General features: G+C 62.0%; 16 protein-coding genes and 1 pseudogene. 8 read left to right on the top strand and 9 right to left on the bottom strand.

The window, feature by feature from the left end; all coding sequences use genetic code 11:
* Nucleotides 1-66: 66 nt before the first annotated feature.
* Nucleotides 67-1380, top strand: a complete 1314-nt coding sequence (locus PLD_RS10765; protein WP_159892444.1) for a leucine-rich repeat-containing protein kinase family protein — start codon at nt 67-69, stop codon at nt 1378-1380.
* A gap of 68 nt (nt 1381-1448) precedes the next feature.
* Here PLD_RS10765 and PLD_RS10760 read toward each other — a convergent pair whose 3' ends face one another.
* The gene (locus PLD_RS10760; protein ID WP_022639696.1) at nt 1449-2153 is read right to left on the bottom strand and encodes a YebC/PmpR family DNA-binding transcriptional regulator; all 705 of its coding nucleotides are present in this window, start codon (nt 2151-2153) and stop codon (nt 1449-1451) included.
* A gap of 201 nt (nt 2154-2354) precedes the next feature.
* Nucleotides 2355-3215: a LysR substrate-binding domain-containing protein gene (locus tag PLD_RS10755; protein ID WP_159892442.1), complete on the bottom strand. Its 861-nt coding sequence runs from the start codon at nt 3213-3215 to the stop codon at nt 2355-2357.
* Nucleotides 3216-3324: 109 nt separating this feature from the next.
* Between PLD_RS10755 and PLD_RS10750 the strand changes: the two genes are divergently transcribed.
* The 3 genes from PLD_RS10750 to PLD_RS10740 all read left to right on the top strand — a co-directional run bounded on the left by PLD_RS10750 (nt 3325) and on the right by PLD_RS10740 (nt 6093).
* The gene (locus PLD_RS10750; RefSeq protein WP_159892440.1) at nt 3325-4434 is read left to right on the top strand and encodes a 2-aminoethylphosphonate--pyruvate transaminase; all 1110 of its coding nucleotides are present in this window, start codon (nt 3325-3327) and stop codon (nt 4432-4434) included.
* Nucleotides 4435-4538: 104 nt separating this feature from the next.
* Nucleotides 4539-5366 carry a phosphonoacetaldehyde hydrolase gene (gene phnX, locus PLD_RS10745; protein ID WP_159892438.1) on the top strand — a complete coding sequence of 276 codons (828 nt, stop codon included), beginning with the start codon at nt 4539-4541 and terminating at the stop codon, nt 5364-5366.
* A gap of 172 nt (nt 5367-5538) precedes the next feature.
* Nucleotides 5539-6093: a cytochrome b gene (locus PLD_RS10740; RefSeq protein ID WP_159892436.1), complete on the top strand. Its 555-nt coding sequence runs from the start codon at nt 5539-5541 to the stop codon at nt 6091-6093.
* Here the strand turns inward: PLD_RS10740 and PLD_RS10735 are convergent.
* Together PLD_RS10735 and PLD_RS10730 are read right to left on the bottom strand one after the other, a co-directional pair.
* Complete coding sequence (locus PLD_RS10735; protein WP_159892434.1) at nt 6084-7013, bottom strand: 1-aminocyclopropane-1-carboxylate deaminase/D-cysteine desulfhydrase; 930 nt, start codon at nt 7011-7013, stop codon at nt 6084-6086. The two genes, PLD_RS10740 and PLD_RS10735, sit on opposite strands and share 10 nt — an antisense overlap.
* A gap of 78 nt (nt 7014-7091) precedes the next feature.
* Nucleotides 7092-9131 (bottom strand): NADPH-dependent 2,4-dienoyl-CoA reductase, encoded by a 2040-nt coding sequence (locus tag PLD_RS10730; RefSeq protein ID WP_159892432.1) that lies wholly within the window; start codon nt 9129-9131, stop codon nt 7092-7094.
* 210 nt (nt 9132-9341) lie between these two features.
* Here PLD_RS10730 and PLD_RS10725 point away from each other — a divergent pair, with 210 nt between their 5' ends.
* The 3 genes and pseudogenes from PLD_RS10725 to PLD_RS10715 all read left to right on the top strand — a co-directional run.
* Nucleotides 9342-10472 (top strand): carbon-nitrogen hydrolase family protein, encoded by a 1131-nt coding sequence (locus tag PLD_RS10725; RefSeq protein ID WP_159892430.1) that lies wholly within the window; start codon nt 9342-9344, stop codon nt 10470-10472.
* Nucleotides 10473-10475: 3 nt separating this feature from the next.
* Nucleotides 10476-11516 (top strand): AraC family transcriptional regulator, encoded by a 1041-nt coding sequence (locus tag PLD_RS10720; RefSeq protein ID WP_159892428.1) that lies wholly within the window; start codon nt 10476-10478, stop codon nt 11514-11516.
* Nucleotides 11517-11776: 260 nt separating this feature from the next.
* Nucleotides 11777-11966: pseudogene (locus PLD_RS10715) on the top strand (pyruvate dehydrogenase); the annotation flags it as partial.
* A 5-nt stretch (nt 11967-11971) separates the two neighbouring features.
* Here the strand turns inward: PLD_RS10715 and PLD_RS10710 are convergent.
* Entirely contained in the window at nt 11972-12850 is an 879-nt protein-coding gene (locus PLD_RS10710) for a DUF2242 domain-containing protein (protein ID WP_159892424.1), read from the bottom strand.
* 92 nt (nt 12851-12942) lie between these two features.
* The gene (locus tag PLD_RS10705; RefSeq protein WP_159892423.1) at nt 12943-13842 is read right to left on the bottom strand and encodes a LysR family transcriptional regulator; all 900 of its coding nucleotides are present in this window, start codon (nt 13840-13842) and stop codon (nt 12943-12945) included.
* 123 nt (nt 13843-13965) lie between these two features.
* Here PLD_RS10705 and PLD_RS10700 point away from each other — a divergent pair, with 123 nt between their 5' ends.
* Nucleotides 13966-15171 carry an MFS transporter gene (locus PLD_RS10700; RefSeq protein ID WP_159892421.1) on the top strand — a complete coding sequence of 402 codons (1206 nt, stop codon included), beginning with the start codon at nt 13966-13968 and terminating at the stop codon, nt 15169-15171.
* A gap of 294 nt (nt 15172-15465) precedes the next feature.
* On the opposite strand, the gene PLD_RS10695 is transcribed toward PLD_RS10700, so the two are convergent.
* The 3 genes from PLD_RS10695 to lon form a co-directional block, all read right to left on the bottom strand.
* Nucleotides 15466-17337 (bottom strand): SurA N-terminal domain-containing protein, encoded by a 1872-nt coding sequence (locus tag PLD_RS10695; protein ID WP_159892419.1) that lies wholly within the window; start codon nt 17335-17337, stop codon nt 15466-15468.
* A 226-nt stretch (nt 17338-17563) separates the two neighbouring features.
* Nucleotides 17564-17836, bottom strand: coding sequence for an HU family DNA-binding protein (locus PLD_RS10690; RefSeq protein ID WP_011062271.1), 273 nt, complete (start codon nt 17834-17836; stop codon nt 17564-17566).
* Between the two features lie 148 nt (nt 17837-17984).
* Nucleotides 17985-20381 (bottom strand): endopeptidase La, encoded by a 2397-nt coding sequence (lon, locus tag PLD_RS10685; RefSeq protein ID WP_159892417.1) that lies wholly within the window; start codon nt 20379-20381, stop codon nt 17985-17987.
* Between the last annotated feature and the right edge of the window lie 55 nt (nt 20382-20436).

Genomic DNA, 20436 nt, shown 5'->3' with positions numbered 1-20436 from the left:
AGCAAAACCCACCGATCTCCTTTATTCTGCTGCCCCTTTTCCTTCTTTCGAGTACTGACGCTGTTCATGGATACCCTTGCTCAACTGCGGGCCGGCCAGCTGGCCGGAATCAAGCGCCTGGACCTGTCCTGTGGACTGACCGAGTTCCCCCGGGAGATCTTCGATCTTGCCGACTCCCTGGAGATCCTCAACCTCAGCGGCAACGCCCTGAGTAGCCTGCCCGACGACCTGCATCGCCTGACCCGCCTGCGCATTCTGTTCTGCTCGGACAACCAGTTCAGTGAAGTACCAGCCTGTCTCGGCCAATGCGCGCAACTGAGCATGATTGGCTTCAAGGCCAACCGCATCGAACGGGTGCCGGCCGCCGCCCTGCCGCCGCAGCTACGCTGGCTGATCCTCACCGACAACTGCATCACTGAACTGCCCGAAGAGCTGGGCCAGCGCCCGCTGCTGCAAAAGCTCATGCTGGCCGGCAACCGCCTGACCGCCCTGCCCCAGAGCCTGGGCCAGTGCCACAACCTGGAGCTGCTGCGGATCGCCGCCAACCGCCTGACCGAGCTGCCGCCGTTCCTCCTGGCCCTGCCGCGCCTGACCTGGCTGGCCTACGCCGGCAATCCACTGGAATCGGAAGCCGACGCCACGGCGCTGGCCTCCACGCCAAGCATTCCCTGGAGCGAACTGACCCTGCAACAGCGCCTGGGCGAAGGCGCCTCGGGGGTGATTCACCAGGCCCACTGGCAACCCGCCGGGCAACCGCCGCGCGCGGTGGCGGTCAAGCTGTACAAGGGCGAAATGACCAGCGACGGCTCGCCGCTGCATGAAATGAACGCCTGCATCAGCGCCGGGCTGCACCCGAACCTGATCCGCGTCGAAGGCCGGGTCCAGGATCATCCCCAAGGCCAGAACGGCCTGGTGATGCAGTTGATCGACACACACTTTACCAACCTGGCGGCGCTGCCGAGCCTGGACTCCTGCTCCCGGGACATCTACCCGGACAACGCCTGCTTCAACGCCGACGTGACCCTGGACATCGCCCGGGGCATCGCCTCGGTGGGTGCGCACCTGCACGCCCAGGGCATTACCCATGGCGACCTCTATGGCCACAACACCTTGTGGAGTGCCCGGGGCGAGTGCCTGCTGGGGGATTTTGGCGCAGCCTCCTTCCATGCCCAGGACAACACCGAGCAAAGCCGCGCGCTGCAACGCCTGGAAGTGCGGGCCTTCGGCATCTTGCTGGAAGAACTGCTGGAGCGTGAGGATGGTTCGCTGAGCCTGGAGCAACAGCAGAAACTAACGGCGCTGGTGCAGCGCTGCTGTCGGCCAGAGGTGCTGGCACGACCGGACTTTGCCCAGGTCTGCGAGGCATTGGCGGGGCTTTAAAACAGCTTCGCCGGCCAGCCGGCTCCTACAGAGGTATGCAGGAGCCGGCTGGCCGGCGAATCGCGGTCTTAACCCGCCAGGCCGACGAACATGTCCTGCACGTCGTCATGGTTGTCCAGGCCTTCGAGGAAGGCTTCGACTTCAGCCATCTGCTCATCGCTCAGGCCGCTCACCGGGTTTTTCGGCTGGTAGCCGAGCTTGGCCGACAACACGGTGAAACCCTGCTCGGGCAAGGCCTTCTGCACCGCATCCAGGTCCGCAGGCTCGGTCAGGAACAGGGTCGCGCCCTCTTCACCCGGCTCGAAATCCTGGGCACCGGCCTCGATGGCCGCCAGTTCCGGATCAGCGTCCGGGGTGTCCGGCGAGGCTTCGATCATGCCGACGTGGTTGAAGTCCCAGGACACCGAGCCGGAAGCCCCCAATTGGCCCTTGCGGAAGGCCACGCGGATTTCCGCCACGGTGCGGTTGATGTTGTCGGTCACGCATTCAACGATCAGCGGCACCTGGTGCGGGGCAAAACCTTCGTAGGTCACGCGGTGGTACTGCACGGTTTCGCCGAGCTGGCCCGAGCCTTTCTTGATGGCGCGCTCAAGGGTCTCACGCGGCATCGAAGCCTTTTTCGCCTGTTCCACCACCAGCCGCAGGTGGGCGTTGGTGGCGACGTCAGCGCCGTTACGTGCGGCGATGGTGATCTCTTTCACCAGCTTGCCGAAGATCTTGCCCTTGGCGTTGGCTGCCGCTTCTTTGTGTTTAACCTTCCACTGTGCGCCCATTACTCACTCTCTTGATCTATGGCGTCGAGTTGGATTTGGCCGACGCGATGGGCAAGTTTATACGTCCTCAAAGCCCTGATCGACCAAAAAGTCAGTATCCGGCCGCCGCTCTGCCGGCCTCAGCCCCGGTCGGCCTGGCCGGCGCAGGCGATCACTCGAGTCTCTACGCTGGCAAGCCGGCGCCAACTCGCGGGGGACGGGTCAGGCGGGGGCCAGGGCAAAAAAGGCCCGGATCAGGCGCAGGTCACGACGTCGCTCGATGCAGCCGAGCATGTGCCGGTTGACCAGGCCCGCGCCGCGAATCGGCACGGGTCGCACCCGCGGGTCGTGGCCGACTTCCACCGAGCTGACGACGCCCACCCCCAATTGCGCCGCCACCGCCTCGGTCACCGCTTCGCGACTGTCCAGCTCCAACTGCACCCGCGGCTGGACCTTGGCCAGCGCGCAGGCTTCATCGAAGGTACGGCGGGTGATCGAACCGGGTTCGCGCAGCACCATGATCACCTGGTCCAGTTGCTCGATGGCGATGCCTTCGGCCAGCGCCAGCCAGGGGTGCCCTGCGGGCACCAGGGCACAGATCTGCGACTCTCCCAGGCTTTGCAGGTGCAGGCCCTTGCGCGGCTCGATCTCGGTCAGCACCGCCACGTCGGCGTGCTCGGACAGCAAGGCGGCCAGGGTTTCCTGAGCATTGCCCAGGCGCAAGTTGACCGTCACCCCCGGATATTGCGCCCGCAGGCTGGCCAGCATCGGCATCACCAGGTGCGGGCCGTCCGCCGCCACCTCCAGGCGCCCGGTCAGCAGTTGCCGGTTGGCCTCGAGCATGGCCTGGGCCTCCTCCGCCAGACTGAACATGGCCCGGGTGATGGCCGCCAGCTTGATGCCTTCCTCAGTCAGCTCCACCCTGCGCGCAGTGCGCCGCAGCAGGGTGATCTGGTAATGCTCTTCCAGGGCCTTGATGTGCCCGGTCACCGCCGGCTGGCTGATGAACAGCCGCCCGGCCGCCCGGGTGAAGCTGCCTTCACGGGCCACGGCGTCGAATGCGCGCAGTTGAAACAGGTTCATAGCTATCGGCCTCACTGATGGCTGGCATAACAACAAACAATTTGATTGATGACAAGGCAAACTGCAATTTAGTCCCCGTAGCGTCACCCCATCTTTTCGAGGACACCCCATGAGCGTCGCCGAGCCCATCCTGCTTACCCCCGGTCCCCTGACCACCTCCGCCCGCACCCGCCAGGCGATGCTGGTGGACTGGGGCTCGTGGGATGAGCGCTTCAACCAACTGACCGCCAGCCTGTGCCGGCAACTGCTGGCCATCGTCAACGGCGCCGAGAGCCACCACTGCGTGCCCCTGCAGGGCAGCGGCACCTTCGCCGTGGAAGCCGCCATCGGCACCCTAGTGCCCCGCGATGGCAAGGTGTTGGTGCTGATCAACGGCGCCTACGGCAAGCGCCTGGCGAAGATCTGCGAAGTGCTCGGCCGCGAATTCTGCACGTTTGAAACCGCTGAGGACGAACCCACCACCGCCGCCGACGTCGAGCGCCTGCTCCAAGCCGACCCTCGCATCAGCCATGTGGCGCTGATCCACTGCGAAACCAGCACCGGCATCCTCAACCCGCTGGCCGACATCGCCCAGGTCGTCGCCCGCCATCACAAACGCCTGATCATCGATGCCATGAGTTCCTTCGGTGCCCTGCCCATCGATGCCCGCGACATCCCTTTCGAGGCGCTGATCGCCGCCTCCGGCAAATGCCTGGAGGGCGTGCCCGGCATGGGTTTTGTCCTGGCCGACAAACATTCCCTGACCCAGGCTGCCGGCAATGCCCACTCCCTGGCCATGGACCTGCACGACCAGCACGACTACATGGCCAGGACCGGCCAGTGGCGCTTCACCCCACCGACCCATGTGGTGGCCGCGCTGCACGCAGCGCTGCTGCAATACCACGAGCAGGGCGGCCTGCCGGCGCGTCATGCACGCTATGCCGACAACTGCCAGACGCTGCTGCAGGGCATGGGCGAACTGGGCCTGCGGAGCTTTCTGCCGGAAGCGATCCAGGCGCCGATCATCGTCACCTTCCACGCCCCGCAAGACCCGCGTTACCAGTTCAAGGATTTCTACGAACGGGTCAAGAGCAAGGGATACATCCTCTACCCGGGCAAGCTGACCCAGGTCGACACCTTCCGCGTGGGCTGCATCGGCCACGTCGACCGCCACGGCATGCAGGCGGCGGTGAGCGCCATCGGCGAAGTCCTGCGGGAAATGGAAATCCTCGACCTCTGACTCATCCCCGCGCCCTGTAGGAGCGAGCTTGCTCGCGAATCAGGCTGACGCGATCCCGAACCTTTTTTCGCGAGCACGCTCGCGCCTGCACAGGCATTGAAACCATGCACTACAGCAACCCCACCCAGCTGCAAGCCGCCATCCTCGACTGGGCTGGCACCGTGGTCGACTTCGGCTCCTTCGCCCCGACCCAGATCTTTGTCGAGGCCTTCGCCGAGTTCGATGTGCAGGTGTCCATCGAAGAAGCCCGCGGCCCCATGGGCATGGGCAAGTGGGACCATATCCGCACCTTGTGCGACCTGCCGCAGGTGGCCGAACGCTACCGCCAAGTCTTCGGCCGCACCCCGACCGACGCCGATGTCACTGCCATCTATGAGCGTTTCATGCCACTGCAGATCGACAAGATCGCCGAACACTCGGCCCTGATCCCGGGCGCTCTGGAAGTGATTGCCAAGCTGCGCGAGCAAGGCATCAAGATCGGTTCCTGCTCCGGTTACCCCAAGCAAGTGATGGACAAGGTGGTGACCCTGGCCGCGACCAACGGCTATGTCGCCGATCACGTGGTGGCCACCGACGAGGTGCCTAACGGCCGCCCCTGGCCAGCCCAGGCCCTGGCCAATGTGATCGCCCTGGGCATCGACGATGTCGCCGCTTGCGTGAAGATCGACGACACCGTGCCAGGGATTCTCGAAGGCCGTCGAGCCGGCATGTGGACCGTGGCGCTGATTTGCTCGGGCAACGCCCTGGGCCTGACCTATGACGGTTTCCGTGCCCTGGCCAGCGACACCCTGGCCAGCGAGCGCCAGCGCATCCACTCGTTGTTCGAGGCGTCGCGTCCGCACTACATGATCGACACCATCGCCGAGCTGCCCCAGGTGATCGCCGATATCAACCAGCGCCTGGCCCGGGGAGAGATGCCCCAAAGTCATTGATCAGGCTCTAGCGGCAGCGCCATGTTTTGTCAGTCATTTCCCTGCCAACGCTATGGCGCCGGTAATAAAAGCCACAAGAGGCTCGGGCAAACCCCAGGAAAGCGGATTACAGTTACAGCACTCCGTCATTCAAGAGCGGAGGCTTCAGACCTGATGACCGAGGATATCCCGCATGCCCTGGAAAAACACTGAGTCGCGTTACAGCACCATGACCATCACCTTGCACTGGCTAATGCTGGTGTTGCTGGCGGTGGTTTACGCCTGCATCGAATTTCGCGGCATCTTTCCCAAAGGCAGCGGGGGCCGCACGCTGATTGTCGAGGCCCACTTCATGCTCGGTCTGACTGTGTTCGTGCTGGTCTGGCTGCGTCTGTTCGCCCGTGCTCAGGGCGTGGCGCCGAAGATCCTGCCCACCCCGCCGCAGTGGCAACGGCTGTTGTCGACCCTGATGCATTGGGCGCTGTACCTGTTCATGATCGCCATGCCGATCCTTGGCTGGCTGACCACCAGCGCCAAGGGGCATCAGGTGATGTTCTACGGTTTCGACCTGCCACTGCTGGTGCAAGAAAACAAGACCCTGGCCAAACAGTTCCAGGATTGGCACGAACTCTTGGCGAGCTTCGGCTACTGGTTGATCGGCCTGCACGCCCTGGCCGGGCTCTATCACCACTACGTGATGCGCGACAACACCCTGCAACGCATGTGGCGCCAACGCGGTCAGGCCTGAGCCAGCAGCGCGCGGCGGCCCTGCAAGCCGCCGGTGTGCACGAAGATCAACCGGCAACCCGGAGTAAAACGCCCGACCACTACCTGCTCCTGCAAGGCCAGCAGGGCCTTGCCGGTGTACAACGGTTCCAATGGCAGCGCGCACTGCTGCTCGGTGAGCCGGATAAACCGGCGCAACGCATCGTCGACCCTGGCAAAACCGCCACGGCTGCTGTCCAGCAGCTGATAACCGCCGCGACCCTGTCCAGCCTCGTGCAAAATGCTCTCGACCTGCTGAGCCACACCGTGATCCTCGGGCACCGCCAGCGCACCATACACCGGGCGCGCCCCGGCCTCCGCCAGCACCAGCCCGGCCAGGGTGGTGCCGGTCCCGGCGGCCAGCCACCAAGCGTGGTAGTCGCTCCAGCCCAGGCTCGGCAACTGCCGCTGCACCTGATCGCGCAAACTCATGCAGCCCGCAGCACCGGCCAGCCCGCCGCCGCCTTCAGGCACCGGGTACAACGCCGGGTACTGGGCCTGCCAGGGTGCCCAGAAGCCGGGCGCGTGGCGTTCGCGGTAACCGCCGTAGCCCAGCCAGTGCAGGCGCATGCCGAACGCTTGCAGATCGAGCACCGTCGGCGTGTCCTGTGGATGGCCACGCAGCAGGCCCACGGTGGGAAAGGCAAAACGCCGGCCGGCGGCGGCCAGCGCATGCAAGTGATTGGAATGGGCGCCGCCAAGGCTGATGACGCCATCAGCGCCAAGGTTGCGGGCCGCCGCCAGGTGCTCGGTGAGCTTGAACCACTTGTTGCCGCTGATCAGCGGATCGATCAGGTCCAGGCGCAATACCGCCACCTCGACCCCGGCCCGGGACAGCCAGTCCAGCTCCAGCCGTTGCAGCGGAGCCAGGGGTAACCAGTCGAAGGATTCGGGGAAGGACATCGCTTGCGGGTTCGGCAAAGAAGGGAGCGCAGTCTACCAGCTCGAAACGCGGGCAGACTGCACCGCTGGCGCAGGGCGTTAGAGCTCAGCCGCCAGGCGCGACCCCTGGTTGATGGCGCGCTTGGCATCCAGTTCGGCGGCCACATCGGCGCCGCCAATCAGGTGCACGCTCTGCCCCGCCGCCGTCAGGCCGTCCTGCAGTTCCCGCAGCGGGTCCTGGCCGGCACAGATGACGATGTTGTCCACCGCCAGCACCTGGGGTTCACCCGCTTCGCCGATGCGAATGTGCAGGCCGGCATCGTCGATCTTCAGGTACTCGACGCTGTTGAGCATCTGCACCTGCTTGTTCTTCAGCCCGGTGCGGTGAATCCAGCCGGTGGTCTTGCCCAGGCCGTCGCCGACCTTGGATTTCTTGCGCTGCAACAGGAACACCTGGCGCGCCGGCGCGTGGGGCTCAGCCTTGATTCCAGCGACACCGCCGCGGGCTTGGAGCTGAGTATCGATGCCCCACTCCTTCCAGAACGCCTCGCGGTCCTGGCTGGTGGCCACGCCCTGATGCACCAGGAATTCGGAGACGTCGAAGCCAATGCCGCCGGCCCCGATCACCGCCACGCTCTTGCCCACCGGCTTGCGCGCCAGCAGCACGTCGAGGTAGCTCAGGACCTTGGGGTGCTCCACGCCAGGAATCGCCGGCAAGCGCGGGGCGATGCCGGTGGCGAGGATGATGTCATCGAAACCGCCAGCCACCAGTTGCGCCACATCCACCCGGGTGTCGAGGCACAGCTCGACATGGGTGGTCTGCAGCTTGCGCTTGAAGTAGCGCAGGGTTTCGTAGAACTCTTCCTTGCCCGGCACCCGCTTGGCGATGTTGAACTGGCCGCCGATCTCGCTGGCGGAGTCGAACAGGGTCACCTGATGCCCACGCTCGGCGGCCACGGTGGCGGCTGCAAGACCCGCCGGGCCGGCACCGACCACGGCAATCTTCTTGATCTGCTTGACCGGCAGGTAGTTGAGCTCGGTTTCGTGGCAGGCCCGGGGGTTGACCAGGCAACTGGTGAGCTTGCCACCGAAGGTGTGGTCCAGGCAGGCCTGGTTGCAGCCGATGCAGGTATTGATCTCGTCGGCGCGGCCTTCAGCGGCCTTGTTGACGAAATCCGGATCGGCCAGGAACGGCCGGGCCATGGACACCATGTCGGCATCGCCTTCCGCCAAAATCTGCTCGGCGATTTCCGGGGTGTTGATGCGGTTGGTGGTGATCAGCGGAATGCTCACCGAACCCCGCAGCTTGGCCGTGACCTTGCTGAACGCGGCTCGCGGTACCTTGGTGGCGATGGTCGGGATCCGCGCTTCGTGCCAGCCGATCCCGGTGTTGATGAGGGTCGCGCCAGCCCGCTCGATGGCCTGGGCCAGTTGTACGATCTCTTCCCAGGTGCTGCCGCCTTCCACCAGGTCGAGCATCGACAGGCGGAAGATGATGATGAAGTTCGGACCGACCGCCTCACGCACCCGGCGGACGATTTCCACCGGCAGGCGCATGCGGTTTTCATAGCTGCCGCCCCAGCGATCGGTGCGGTGGTTAGTGTGGGCGGCCAGGAACTGGTTAATGAAATACCCTTCCGACCCCATGATTTCGACACCGTCGTACTCGGCTTTTTGCGCCAGGGTCGAGCAGGTGACGAAGTCGCGGATCTGCTTCTCGATACCTTCCTCGTCTAGCTCCTTGGGTTTGAACGGGTTGATCGGTGCCTGGATTGCACTCGGGGCAACCTGCTTGGGGCTGTAGGCATAGCGCCCGGCGTGGAGGATCTGCATGCAGATCTTGCCGCCGGCCTCGTGCACCGCGCGGGTCACGATCTGGTGCTTGAGCGCCTCGTCTTCGGTGGTCAGCTTGGCCGCACCGGAATACACCCCACCCTCATCGTTGGGGCCGATGCCGCCGGTGACCATCAGGCCCACGCCGCCCCGGGCGCGCTCGGCAAAATACGCCGCCATGCGCTCGAAGCCGCCGGGTTTCTCTTCCAGACCGGTGTGCATGGACCCCATCAGGGTACGGTTGCGCAGGGTGGTGAACCCCAGGTCGAGGGGGGCCAGCAAATGCGGGTAAGGTGCTCCAGCCATGGTGTCACTCCAGATCGGGCAATCACGGGAAAATGCGGAAGCTCTGCGGCCTCCATCAGTAGTGCTGCACAGACTAAGAGCACCGTACCCGGCACTCAATGACCGTAACTGACAACTTATTGATCCAAACGCGCAGCGCCCCTTGGCAAGTGCCGGCACGAGCCCTACCCTAGTCGACGAATCCTGTACTCGGCCGCCGACTGCTTTCCCATGCGCAAACTTCTTTACCTCACCTTGTCCCTGGCCCTGCTTGCCGTCATCACCCGTTATGCACTCTGGACCCACGACCGTCCGGGGGCGCATTACCTGTCGGACCTACGCATCGAGCTGGCAGTGGACCAGGGCGTACCAGCCGATCACGGCAACCTGCTGGCGATCCAACCGGAGCTGTTCCCCACCGATTACCAGAGCCCCGAGCGCCTGCACCGCAAGCTCGCGGCCTATCTGCAACAGGCCCGGGACAAAGGTCTGGTGAATGCCAAGACCATCGTGGTACTGCCGGAACACATCGGCACCTGGCTGATGGTCAGCGGCGAAAAGAACGAGCTGTACCAGGCCGTGTCCTTGAAAGAAGCCATGAACTGGCTGGCGCTGAGCAATCCGCTGCCATTCCTCAAGGCACTGATCATGGCCAAAGGAACAAGCCGCCTGGACGATGCGCACCTGCGCATGAAGGCGAAGGAGATGGCCAAGGAGTACCAACTGCTGTTCGGCGGCCTGGCCAGGGAGTTCCAGGTGACCCTGGTAGCCGGCTCGATCATTCTGCCCGAGCCCAGTGTCAGCCAGGGCAGCCTGCAGATCGGCAGCGGCGCCCTGTACAACAGCAGCCTGGTGTTCGGCAGCGACGGCCTGCCTATCGGCCAACCCCAGCGCCAGCTCTATCCCACCCATGCCGAGAGCGGCTATGTGCGGGGCGATGCCAGACAGGGGGTGCAGGTCGTCGACACTCCCGCCGGGCGCCTCGGGGTGCTGATCGGCAGCGACAGCTGGTACCCGGACAACTATCGCCAGCTCAATGAGCAGGGCGCCCAACTGGTCGCGGTCCCGGCCTTTATCATGGGCCGCGATGGCTGGGAGCAACCCTGGCGCGGTTTCAAGAGCAGCCCCCCAGCCAGCGAGGTCAGCCTCAAACCGGAAGAAACCAGCGAGGGCGAAGCCTGGCATCGCCTGACCCTCACCGCCCGCCCGCCCAGCAGCCTGGCCAACGCCGGCGTCAGCGTATTCCTGCGCGGCCAGTTCTGGGAGCAGCGCAGCAGCGGCCAGAGCTTCATCAATAGCCACGGCCAGACGTTTGCCGATCAGGGCACAACGGGCGCCCGCTTGCTGAACCTCTGGCTGTAAAGCATGAAGACCACGGCAATGCGCCTGGGGGACCTGTCGGTGGGCTTTGTCCACAGCCTGGCAGACGCGGTCCGCAGTCACGGCCAGGACCCAACCCCCTTGCTCGAGCAATATGCCCTGGATCCCGCCCGACTGGCCGAAGCCGGAGCACGCCTGTCGATTCCCCGCTACATGCGCCTGGGCCACGGCGCGATCCAGCTCACCGGCGACCCGACCCTGGGTCTGCGCATGGGCCGTCTGAGTCGGCTGAGCCAGCTCGGTCTGGCCGGCGTCACAGCCGCCCAAGCCCCTAGCGTTCGTGAAGCGGCCCGTTGCCTGACTCGCTTCGAAGCACTGTACGGCTCCAACTATCGCGGTCAGTCGAGTTTTCACGAGGATGCCGGCGGCGCCTGGCTACGCTTCTATTCCATCAGCCCATACAACGCCTACAACCGCTTCGTGGTGGACTCGATCATCTCCGGCTGGCTGCAACAGCTGTCCAGCCTCTGCGGTCAGACCCTGCTGGCCGAGCAGATCGACATCGAGTTCGAACGCCCGGACTATCACGACGCCTACGCCATCCTCGGCCCCACACCCATCCAGTTCGCCGCCGAACAGAATCAGCTGCGCCTGAGCCAGGCCTCCCTGGCCCTGCGCAATCCGGAACACTGTCCGAGCACCTGGCGGCATCTGCTGCACTTATGCGAAAGGGAGCTGGAGCAACTGACCCGCACTCGCAGCCTGCGCGAGCGCATCATTCAATTGCTGGGACCTTTGCTCAATGGTGGCCGCGAGCCCGACCTGGAAGAAGTGGCGATGCGCCTGAAGCTGCCGACCTGGACGTTGCGGCGCAAGCTGGCGGAAGAAGGGACGCAGTTCCGGGCCATTCTCAATGACACCCGGCGCGACCTGGCCATGACCTATATCCGCGATACCGAACTGACGTTCGGCGAGATTGCCTATCTGCTGGGCTTTGCTTCAGCCGAAGCGTTTCAGCGGGCCTTCAAGCGCTGGAACGGCCAGACTCCTGGAGAGTTCCGCCGTTGCCACCGACAGTTTGGCTAAAAAAAACGCCACCGGCGTTACAGCTCGGTGGCGTCTTCTGCAGGTTCCAGAGGATCGAGCTCGAAAGCTTGATACTCCAGCAATTCCTCTTGGTATTCGTCCATCGCGGACTCCTTTCTCGGTTGATTGAATAGCGCTGTGCCGATTGACCGTCGGCATCAGCATAAAGTGCCGGGATGACAGAAAAAATACTACCCCCTCGGTCAGGATTTCTGCAATGAAAACGTAACAGCCCATGAACAATTCAGCCTCCGGTTGTTAGCGACGGTTTCGGCCCATCCACTAACCGGGGAGAACCTGCGAACCTTCTTTGAAGTGGACCGGCACTTCATCGCCCTGGCAGCGTTGAAAGCCCTGGCCGATGACGGGGAAATTCCCTATAGCCAGGTCAGCGATGCCTTGAGCCGTTATCGGATCGACACTGCAAAGGCCGACCCGACCTCGGTGTAAGTGCCTTAGCTCCCGCTGCTCGGCAAGGCCGGAATCGGCTCGCTCGGCGGCGGCAGGTGGCTGGCCGCTGGCGGCGTGACGGGTTCGCTGACAGGGGCTGGCTCAGTGCTGGCGGCCGGCACGATAGGCGCGGTCTCGGCTGGCGGCGCCAGCGGTTGCGAGACGGCAGACTCCGGTTCCTCGGCAGGAGCCGGCGCAGCCACTGCTGCTGGCTCGACCTGCGGCTGCGATGCCTTGGGCTCGGGTACGGACGCAGGTTGCGACGCCGGTTCCGGCTTGGCTTGGGGCTCGGGCCTGCTCTCGGGAACCCCGAGGTCGGCCTTGGGCTTCTCTTCGATATGCGCCGCCTTCTTCGCCTCCGGCGGCAGGAACAATTCCACCAGGGCGAAGTAGCGCTCATAGAACTTGGCCGAGGACACCGTCTCGCTGGCCACCTTGACCATCGAATCATCGGTGGAACCGATCGGCATCGAGACCGAGCCCAGCACCCCGACGCCGAGGCTGGCCGAGTTGTTGACCTTCTTCAGTGCATAGCGGTCCTGCAGGGCGTTGGCGAATACCGTCGAGCGCTGATCGCCGCTGCCGTCCTGGGCGCAGACCACGTTGAAGCTGATTTCCAGATGGGTCTCGCCGGTTTGCTGGAAACTCTTGTGACCGCTGACCAGCTTCGGATCATTGCTGGTGATGATGTAGCCCTGGCTGAGCAGAGCCCGTCGCGCGGCCTCGCAGGAAGCGGCGTCGCCCACCGGATAATTGCGTGAGAAGGTGCCGGAATCATCGAAGCTTTCATGCTCGTAGATAGCGGTCTTGTGCGAGGAACAACCGGCGATTGCGGACAGCAGCAACAAGCCAGCCGCCATGCGCAGATGAAATGATCTAAACATCGAGAATCCTGAGGAAAACGCTCCGGCGCATATTGTGCAACAGATCAATGCCCCACAGCGCGGGTAATTGGTGTCTTGAATTTCACACCAGTCTACTGGCCGCTGTTTGCCGGAAAAAGTCGCTCGCTCAAGTGCTCGATCAGCACCCGCAGCTTGGCCGCCGTGTGCCGGCTCGATGGCCACAGCACCCAGAATGCCCCGTTGTGCTGCAGATAATCGTCGAGCACGACCTGCAACTCCCCACGGCTGACTGCGGCCCGAACCATGAAATCCGGCAGGCAGGCGATGCCTAGTCCGCCGCGGGCCGCATGCTCCACCGCTTCGATGGAACTGCTGGTAAGGCGCGTAGGCAACAACGGCTCCGGCTGCTGGGCCTGGGGCTTGAATGGCCAAGGCTCGAGTTTGCCGGTGTGGTGAAAGGTGTGTCGCAGACAGGCGTGCTCCCGCAGGTCCTGGGGGCAGCGGGGCAAGCCGCGCTGCTCGAAATACCCGGGGCTGCCCACCAACAGCATGCGAAAGCGCCCCAGTTGCCGGGCCAAGAGTCGGGAATCCTTGGGATGACCGGTGCGCACCACCAGATCGAAGCCCTCCTCCACCACATCCACCATGCGATCGGAAAGGTCCACGTCCAGTTCGATCTGCGGATAGCGCTGCATGAATTCGGCCAGCACCGGCATCAGCAGGCCATGGACCTGCGGCGCGCTGATCCGCAGCTTGCCCACCGGCGCACTGGAGGAATCACACAGCTGGAACTCGGCGGCCTCGACCTCGGCAGCGATCCGCCGACAGCGCTCAAGAAAGCCCGCGCCTTCGGCGGTGAGGCTGATACTGCGGGTGGTGCGATGGAACAGACGCGTCTCCAAGCGCTCTTCCAGACGGGCGATGCTCTTACCCACCGCCGAGGACGACACCCCCAGCAGCCGCCCCGCTTCGGTGAAACTGCGGGTGTCCGCCACCTGCATAAACACCGGGATACTGCCCAGCCAGTCCATTCTGCGCTCCTTAATTAAGGACACCAGAGTCCGATAAGTTCGGAACCTTAGCCTATTTTTCCGCCACACACAGCGCCCTACTCTAGGCCCCTCACTTTTGAGCCAACCCACCGGGACCTGTCCATGAACAATTCCGTCAATGCCTGCGAACTGTTGCAAGCACCTGTCGAAACCCGCGAGCGACTGCCTGTCGGCGCTCTACTGGCCCTGGCGACTGCCGGGTTCATCACCCTGATGACCGAGACGCTGCCCGCCGGACTGCTGCCACTGATGAGCGTCGACCTGGGCGTTTCTCCGGCCCTGATCGGCCAGTTGGTGACCATCTACGCCCTGGGATCGTTGCTGGCCGCCATCCCCCTGATCATCCTGACCCAAGGCTGGCGACGACGACCGCTGCTGTTGATCGCCATCGGCGGCTTCGCCGTGGTCAACAGCGTGACCGCCCTTTCCACCAACTACAGCCTGATCCTCGTGGCGCGCGGGTGTGCCGGCGTCTTCGCCGGCCTGCTCTGGGCCCTGCTGGCCGGTTACGCCAGCCGAATGGCGGCCCCCCACCTGCAGGGACGGGCGATTACCCTGGCCATGCTCGGCGCGCCGCTGGCGTTGTCCGTGGGCATGCCCGCCGGAACCTGGCTGGGCGGCCTGCTGGGCTGGCGCATGAGCTTCGCCTGCATGACTCTGCTGACCCTGGGACTGATCGGCTGGGTGCTGGTTCAGGTGCCGGACTTCCCCGGGCTGCGGATGCACAAACGCCTGCCGCTGACTCGGGTTCTGACCTTACCGGGGATCCGATCGGTACTGTTCGTGACTTTCGCCTATGTGCTGGGGCACAACATTCTCTACACCTACATCGCGCCCTTCCTCGAGTCGGCCGGGCTTGGCAACGAGATTGAACGGGTGTTGCTGGCGTTCGGCCTGGCGGCGTTGTTGAGCATCTGGCTGGTAGGCCTTTTGATCGACCGCTGGCTGCGTGAGCTGGTGCTGGTCGGTTGCCTGCTGTTTATCGGCGCCACCCTGGTGTTGGGGCTGCTGGGCGATCAGCCACTGGCGATCTATGGGGCCACCGCAATCTGGGGGTTGTCCTTCGGTGGCATGGCCACCCTGTTGCAAACCGCGCTGGCCAAGGCCGCTGGCGAACACGCCGACGCCGCGCAATCGATGCTGGTCACCCTGTGGAACCTGGCGATCGCCGGCGGCGGCCTCGGTGGTGCCTTGCTACTGAAAGGGCCGGGAGTGGCGACCTTCCCCTGGGTGATTGCTGCGCTGTTGCTGATGACCTTGTTGGTGGCGGTCAGCGCCCGACGCTGGGGCTTTCCAGCCAGACGTTGAGCCCCCGTCAGCTCCGGCGAGCCGAGGCTGCCGCAGGGCGTGAGTCATGGCAGGCCTCTGGCGCTCCGCCGAAGAGCCTGACCGCAAGGCGCCATCCAAGATTGTGTACCCCGGATCGGGCTTTGCCGCCTACCAGCGGCCAGAAAGACTGATGCCTCCAGCTCACGGGCAGCAAATATTCGATACCTGCATGCGCGCAAACACAGGAACACCGCCGTCATCTGAGGTTTATCGGAGCCCAAAAAAAGACCCCGGCATTGCGGCCGGGGTCTTTTCAACACTGCAGATCAAGCATCAGTAACGCTTGATGTCCGCCTCATTTTCCAACTGCTTGCGGTAAGCGGCAAAGTCTTGTTGACCTACCCGCGACGCCAGGAAGCGACGGTACTGAGCCTTCTCTTCTTCAGTCGGTGCAGCGCCCTCATTGACACTGTTGAGCTGCAGCACCAGCAGATTGCCGTTAGGCAGGGTCACGCTGGCGAATGTCGGCTTGTCCTTGGACTCAGGCTTGCTCATGCGAAACAACGCCTGCAGAACCGTCGGATCGATACCGTCCTGACCACGGGTCACCGCTTTCTCGGTGCTCCAGTTCTGACCCTCCACCGGCTTGCCCAACGCGATCTTGCCATCACGCAAGCTGGCGATGAGTTCTTCAGCCTTGGTCTTGGCATCGGCACTGGCCCGTTCTTTGGTCAATTGCACGCGAATAGCACTGGCAACGCTTTCCAGAGGTAATTGCTCAGGCTTGCGATGCTCTTTGGCGCGCACCACCACGACGGTATCGGGGTCCAGTTCGATGGCAGCGCTGTTGGCTCCCTCATCAAGCACCTCGGTACTGAATGCGGCCTGCACCACTGCACGGTTGGCTGCAACCCCATCGCCGCCTTCACGACCAAACGGCCCGGCGGTGTGAACAGTCAGGTTCAGGTCTTGAGCCGGCTGCGCCAGATCGGACGCTTCAAACGACGAGTCTTCCAGTTGCTTGGTTGCCTCGACAAAACGCTGCTCGACCTGCTGGGCTTTCAGCTCACGGGTCAATTTGTCCTTGAGGCTAGCGAAGCTCGGCACTTCCGGTGCTTCAATGCCCAGCAGCTTGATCAGGTGGAAACCAAAATCGGTACGCACTGGCACCGAAACCTGATCCATCTTCAGCGCATACAGCGCTTTCTCGAAGGCCGGATCGTAAACGCCAGGGCCTGCGTAACCAAGATCGCCACCATTGTTGGCCGAACCTGGATCCTGGGAGAGCTCTTTGGCCAACGCCTCAAAGCTTTCGCCTTTGGCCAGACGCGCCTGGATCTCCTCGATCTTGGCCTTGGCTTGAGCCTCGTTCATCTTGTCGTTGACTTCGATCAGGATGTGGGCGGCGCGGCGTTGCTCCGACAAGTTGGCGATTTCTTTCTGATACAACGCTTGCAGGTCTTCGTCCTTGACGCTGACCTGATCAAAGAAGGAGGCCTTCTTCAACTCGATGTAATCGATCACCACTTGGTCAGGGGTCATGAACTCCTTGGCATGTTTGTCGTAGTAAGCCTTGACCTCGTCATCAGTCAGTTTGACTGAAGCAGGATCCGCCTTGACGGTCAGCGAAGCGAAGTCACGGGTCTGCTTCTCCAGACGAGCGAATGCCTGTACCTGAGCATCGGTGACGAAGCCACTGCCCGCGAGACCGGCACGTAACTGTCCGATCAACATTTCCTGAGCCAGCATCTGACGGAACTGCAGACGGGTATAACCCAACTGACGAATCACCTGATCGAAACGGTCGGGACTGAACTTGCCCTCAACCTGGAATTCCGGTGTTTGCAGGATCACCTGGTCCAGCGCGCCTTCAGAGAAAGCGAACTTGGAATCCTGTGCGCCTTGCAGCAACAGCCTGCGGTCGATCAGCCCTTTAAGAGCGGCTTCGCGCAGCATCTTCTCATCCAACAGGGAGGCATCGAAGTCTTTGCCCAACTGTTGCATCAGTTGACGTCGTTGCATATCGACAGCTTGGCTCAACTCGCTCTGAGAGATCTCCTCGCCGTTGACCTTTGCCGCGTCCTGGCTATGGGTGGTGGCTTTGAAAATGGCATCGAAGCCCGTCAACGCCAGCAGCGCGACAATGACCCCAATGATGGTTTTGGCAATCCAGCCTTGTGAATTATCCCTGATATTCTGCAGCATGCGTCCCCCAGAAACGGCTGTACTTCAATTTAAGCAGCCGTGGAGCGTGGGTAGAGTCCGGATAGAAGAAAGGCGCATCCGAAGATGCGCCTTCTCGTAACTGGCGGAGCGGACGAGAGCTGAATCTGCGGCCCTCTGCGTAAACCGATGGTGGATCGGTCAACTGGCGCCCCGCTGCCAGATCAGGCATGACCCCGACCCGGATGGGCAAAGACCCTGAAGAAGCTTAGTTAACCGCTTCTTTCAGTGCTTTACCGGCTTTGAAACCTGGTTTTTTAGCAGCAGCGATTTCCAGAGTCTTACCAGTCTGTGGGTTACGACCGATACGCGCTGGACGATCCGTTACGGAGAAGGTACCGAAACCAACCAGAACAACAGAGTCACCGGCCTTCAGAGCGCCAGTAACGGATTCGATTACTGCGTCCAGCGCACGGCCAGCAGCAGCTTTCGGGAGATCAGCAGATGCAGCGATAGCATCAATCAGTTCCGACTTGTTCACTCTAAGTCCCCTTATATATCTATGAGTATGATTCTAAGTTTTTTGGTGAAAGCAAAAACGAGTGCTGGGTGGCCTACAGACACTTAAGAGCCGCTTTATAACAAGGGCTCTAAAAAGCTGTCAAGGAAGCCCCCCAGGCTAATGCGTACTAATGCGTGCTAATTCTTTCCTTAGAGTCAGACTCGCGCTTTTCGTCCTTTGCAACTATCTCGGGAGCCACATCCGGCAAGGGCTCCGGCGCGTATTGCAGCGCAATTTGCAGGACTTCGTCAATCCATTTAACCGGTTTGATCTGCAGATCCTGCTTGATATTGTCAGGAATTTCTTTCAAATCGCGAACGTTCTCTTCAGGAATGATCACCGTTTTGATTCCACCACGGTGAGCGGCGAGTAACTTCTCTTTCAGTCCACCGATAGCCAATACCTGACCGCGCAACGTGATCTCTCCGGTCATCGCCACATCTGCTCGAACCGGGATGCCAGTCAGCGCCGAAACCAACGCCGTGCACATACCTACGCCCGCGCTAGGACCATCTTTAGGAGTCGCCCCTTCAGGCATGTGGATGTGCGTGTCGCGCTTCTCATGGAAGTCCAGAGGAATACCCAGGCTCTTGGCCCGACTGCGCACCACGGTCAGCGCCGCAGTGATCGACTCGACCATCACATCCCCCAGAGACCCCGTCTTGATCAACTGGCCCTTGCCAGGAACCACCGCAGCCTCGATGGTCAGCAGCTCACCCCCCACCTGCGTCCATGCCAGACCAGTCACCTGACCGATTTGATCCTGTTGCTCAGCCAGGCCGTAACGGAATTTACGCACCCCCAGGAAATGCTCCAGCAGGTCTGAGGTGACCTTCACCGAAAAGCGCTTTTCCATGGCATGTTCTTTCACTGCCTTGCGGCACACCTTGGCGATCTGACGCTCCAGCCCCCGAACACCAGCTTCGCGGGTGTAGTAGCGAATGATGTCGCGAATAGCGTCCGAATCAAACTCCAGCTCACCCTTTTTCAGGCCATTAGCCTGAATCTGTTTGGGCGACAGGTACTTGATCGCGATGTTGATCTTCTCGTCTTCGGTGTAACCCGGCAGACGAATCACCTCCATCCGGTCCAGCAGCGCGGGCGGAATATTCATCGAGTTGGAGGTGCAAAGGAACATCACATCCGACAGGTCGTAATCGACCTCCAGATAGTGATCGTTGAAATTGTGGTTTTGCTCAGGGTCCAGAACCTCAAGCAAGGCCGACGCCGGATCGCCACGCATATCACTGCCCATCTTGTCGATTTCATCGAGCAGGAAAAGTGGATTGCGCACACCAACCTTGGTCATTTTTTGAATCAATCTTCCTGGCATCGAACCGATATAGGTCCGGCGATGCCCACGGATTTCCGCCTCGTCACGCACACCACCCAAGGCCATGCGCACAAACTTGCGGTTGGTCGCGTTGGCGATCGACTCTGCCAGGGACGTCTTACCGACACCAGGAGGACCAACCAAGCACAACACTGGGCCACGAATTTTCTTCACCCGCTTCTGTACAGCGAGGTATTCGAGAATCCGCTCTTTAACTTCCTCCAGACCATAATGATCGGCATCGAGGATATCTTCGGCGCGAGCAAGATCGAGACGCACTTTGCTCTGGGCTTTCCACGGCACCTGAACCAGCCAATCGATGTAAGAGCGAACAACAGTAGCCTCAGCGGACATCGGAGACATCTGCTTGAGTTTGTTCAGCTCAGCCTGAGCCTTAGTCATGGCATCTTTTGGCAGACCCGCAGCATCGATGCGCTTCTTCAGCTCTTCGATTTCGTTGTGCCCTTCATCGCCGTCGCCCAACTCCTTCTGAATGGCCTTCATCTGCTCATTCAGGTAGTACTCGCGCTGGCTACGCTCCATTTGTTTTTTAACGCGACCACGAATGCGCTTTTCCACTTGCAGCAGGTCAATCTCCGCGTCGAGCAATGCCAAGACATGCTCAACCCGAGCAGACAGATCGATGATCTCGAGAATTTCCTGCTTCTGCTCGATTTTCAGCGCCATATGCGCCGCCATGGTATCTACTAAACGGCTTGGCTCATCAATGCTGTTAAGGGAGGACAACACCTCGGCAGGAACTTTCTTGCCCAGTTGCACATATTGCTCGAACTGGGACAGCAAACTACGCACGAACACTTCTGACTCACGATCAGGAGCATCCACTTCATCAATCAGGGAGACTTCGGCACGGCAGTGACCATTAACTTCACTGAAGCGCTCTACAGCACCACGCTGCTCGCCTTCAACCAATACCTTGACGGTGCCATCAGGTAGCTTGAGCAACTGCAAGACAGTCGCAATGGTACCCACGCGATAGAGTGCATCTTCACCGGGATCGTCATCAGCAGGGTTTCTCTGTGCCAGCAAGAGAATCTGCTTGTCGCCCGTCATCGCTGCCTCGAGGGCTTCGATCGACTTCTCGCGCCCCACGAACAGCGGGATAACCATGTGCGGATAAACCACGACATCACGCAATGGCAAGAGAGGCAATTCGATGGTTGTCTTCATGATTTCGCCTCTACGGCGGCCGTACGGCCGTAAACAGATGGAAGTAAGCTTGAAA

The organism is Pseudomonas sp. LD120 (assembly GCF_009861525.1).
Lineage (GTDB): Bacteria > Pseudomonadota > Gammaproteobacteria > Pseudomonadales > Pseudomonadaceae > Aquipseudomonas.
The sequence above is the reverse complement of the archived record's forward strand: the minus strand, read 5'-3'. Positions and strand labels throughout refer to the sequence as shown.

Bases quoted from the DNA above. Each gene is read 5' to 3' on its own strand.
- PLD_RS10700 (WP_159892421.1), top strand. From the start codon at position 13,966: ATGAACAATTCCGTCAATGCCTGCGAACTGTTGCAAGCACCTGTCGAA.
- PLD_RS10765 (WP_159892444.1), top strand. From the start codon at position 67: ATGGATACCCTTGCTCAACTGCGGGCCGGCCAGCTGGCCGGAATCAAG.
- PLD_RS10710 (WP_159892424.1), bottom strand. From the start codon at position 12,850: ATGTTTAGATCATTTCATCTGCGCATGGCGGCTGGCTTGTTGCTGCTG.
- PLD_RS10760 (WP_022639696.1), bottom strand. From the start codon at position 2,153: ATGGGCGCACAGTGGAAGGTTAAACACAAAGAAGCGGCAGCCAACGCC.
- PLD_RS10695 (WP_159892419.1), bottom strand. From the start codon at position 17,337: ATGCTGCAGAATATCAGGGATAATTCACAAGGCTGGATTGCCAAAACC.
- PLD_RS10720 (WP_159892428.1), top strand. From the start codon at position 10,476: ATGAAGACCACGGCAATGCGCCTGGGGGACCTGTCGGTGGGCTTTGTC.
- PLD_RS10735 (WP_159892434.1), bottom strand. From the start codon at position 7,013: ATGTCCTTCCCCGAATCCTTCGACTGGTTACCCCTGGCTCCGCTGCAA.
- PLD_RS10730 (WP_159892432.1), bottom strand. From the start codon at position 9,131: ATGGCTGGAGCACCTTACCCGCATTTGCTGGCCCCCCTCGACCTGGGG.
- PLD_RS10725 (WP_159892430.1), top strand. From the start codon at position 9,342: ATGCGCAAACTTCTTTACCTCACCTTGTCCCTGGCCCTGCTTGCCGTC.
- PLD_RS10755 (WP_159892442.1), bottom strand. From the start codon at position 3,215: ATGAACCTGTTTCAACTGCGCGCATTCGACGCCGTGGCCCGTGAAGGC.
- PLD_RS10750 (WP_159892440.1), top strand. From the start codon at position 3,325: ATGAGCGTCGCCGAGCCCATCCTGCTTACCCCCGGTCCCCTGACCACC.
- lon (WP_159892417.1), bottom strand. From the start codon at position 20,381: ATGAAGACAACCATCGAATTGCCTCTCTTGCCATTGCGTGATGTCGTG.
- phnX (WP_159892438.1), top strand. From the start codon at position 4,539: ATGCACTACAGCAACCCCACCCAGCTGCAAGCCGCCATCCTCGACTGG.
- PLD_RS10705 (WP_159892423.1), bottom strand. From the start codon at position 13,842: ATGGACTGGCTGGGCAGTATCCCGGTGTTTATGCAGGTGGCGGACACC.
- PLD_RS10740 (WP_159892436.1), top strand. From the start codon at position 5,539: ATGCCCTGGAAAAACACTGAGTCGCGTTACAGCACCATGACCATCACC.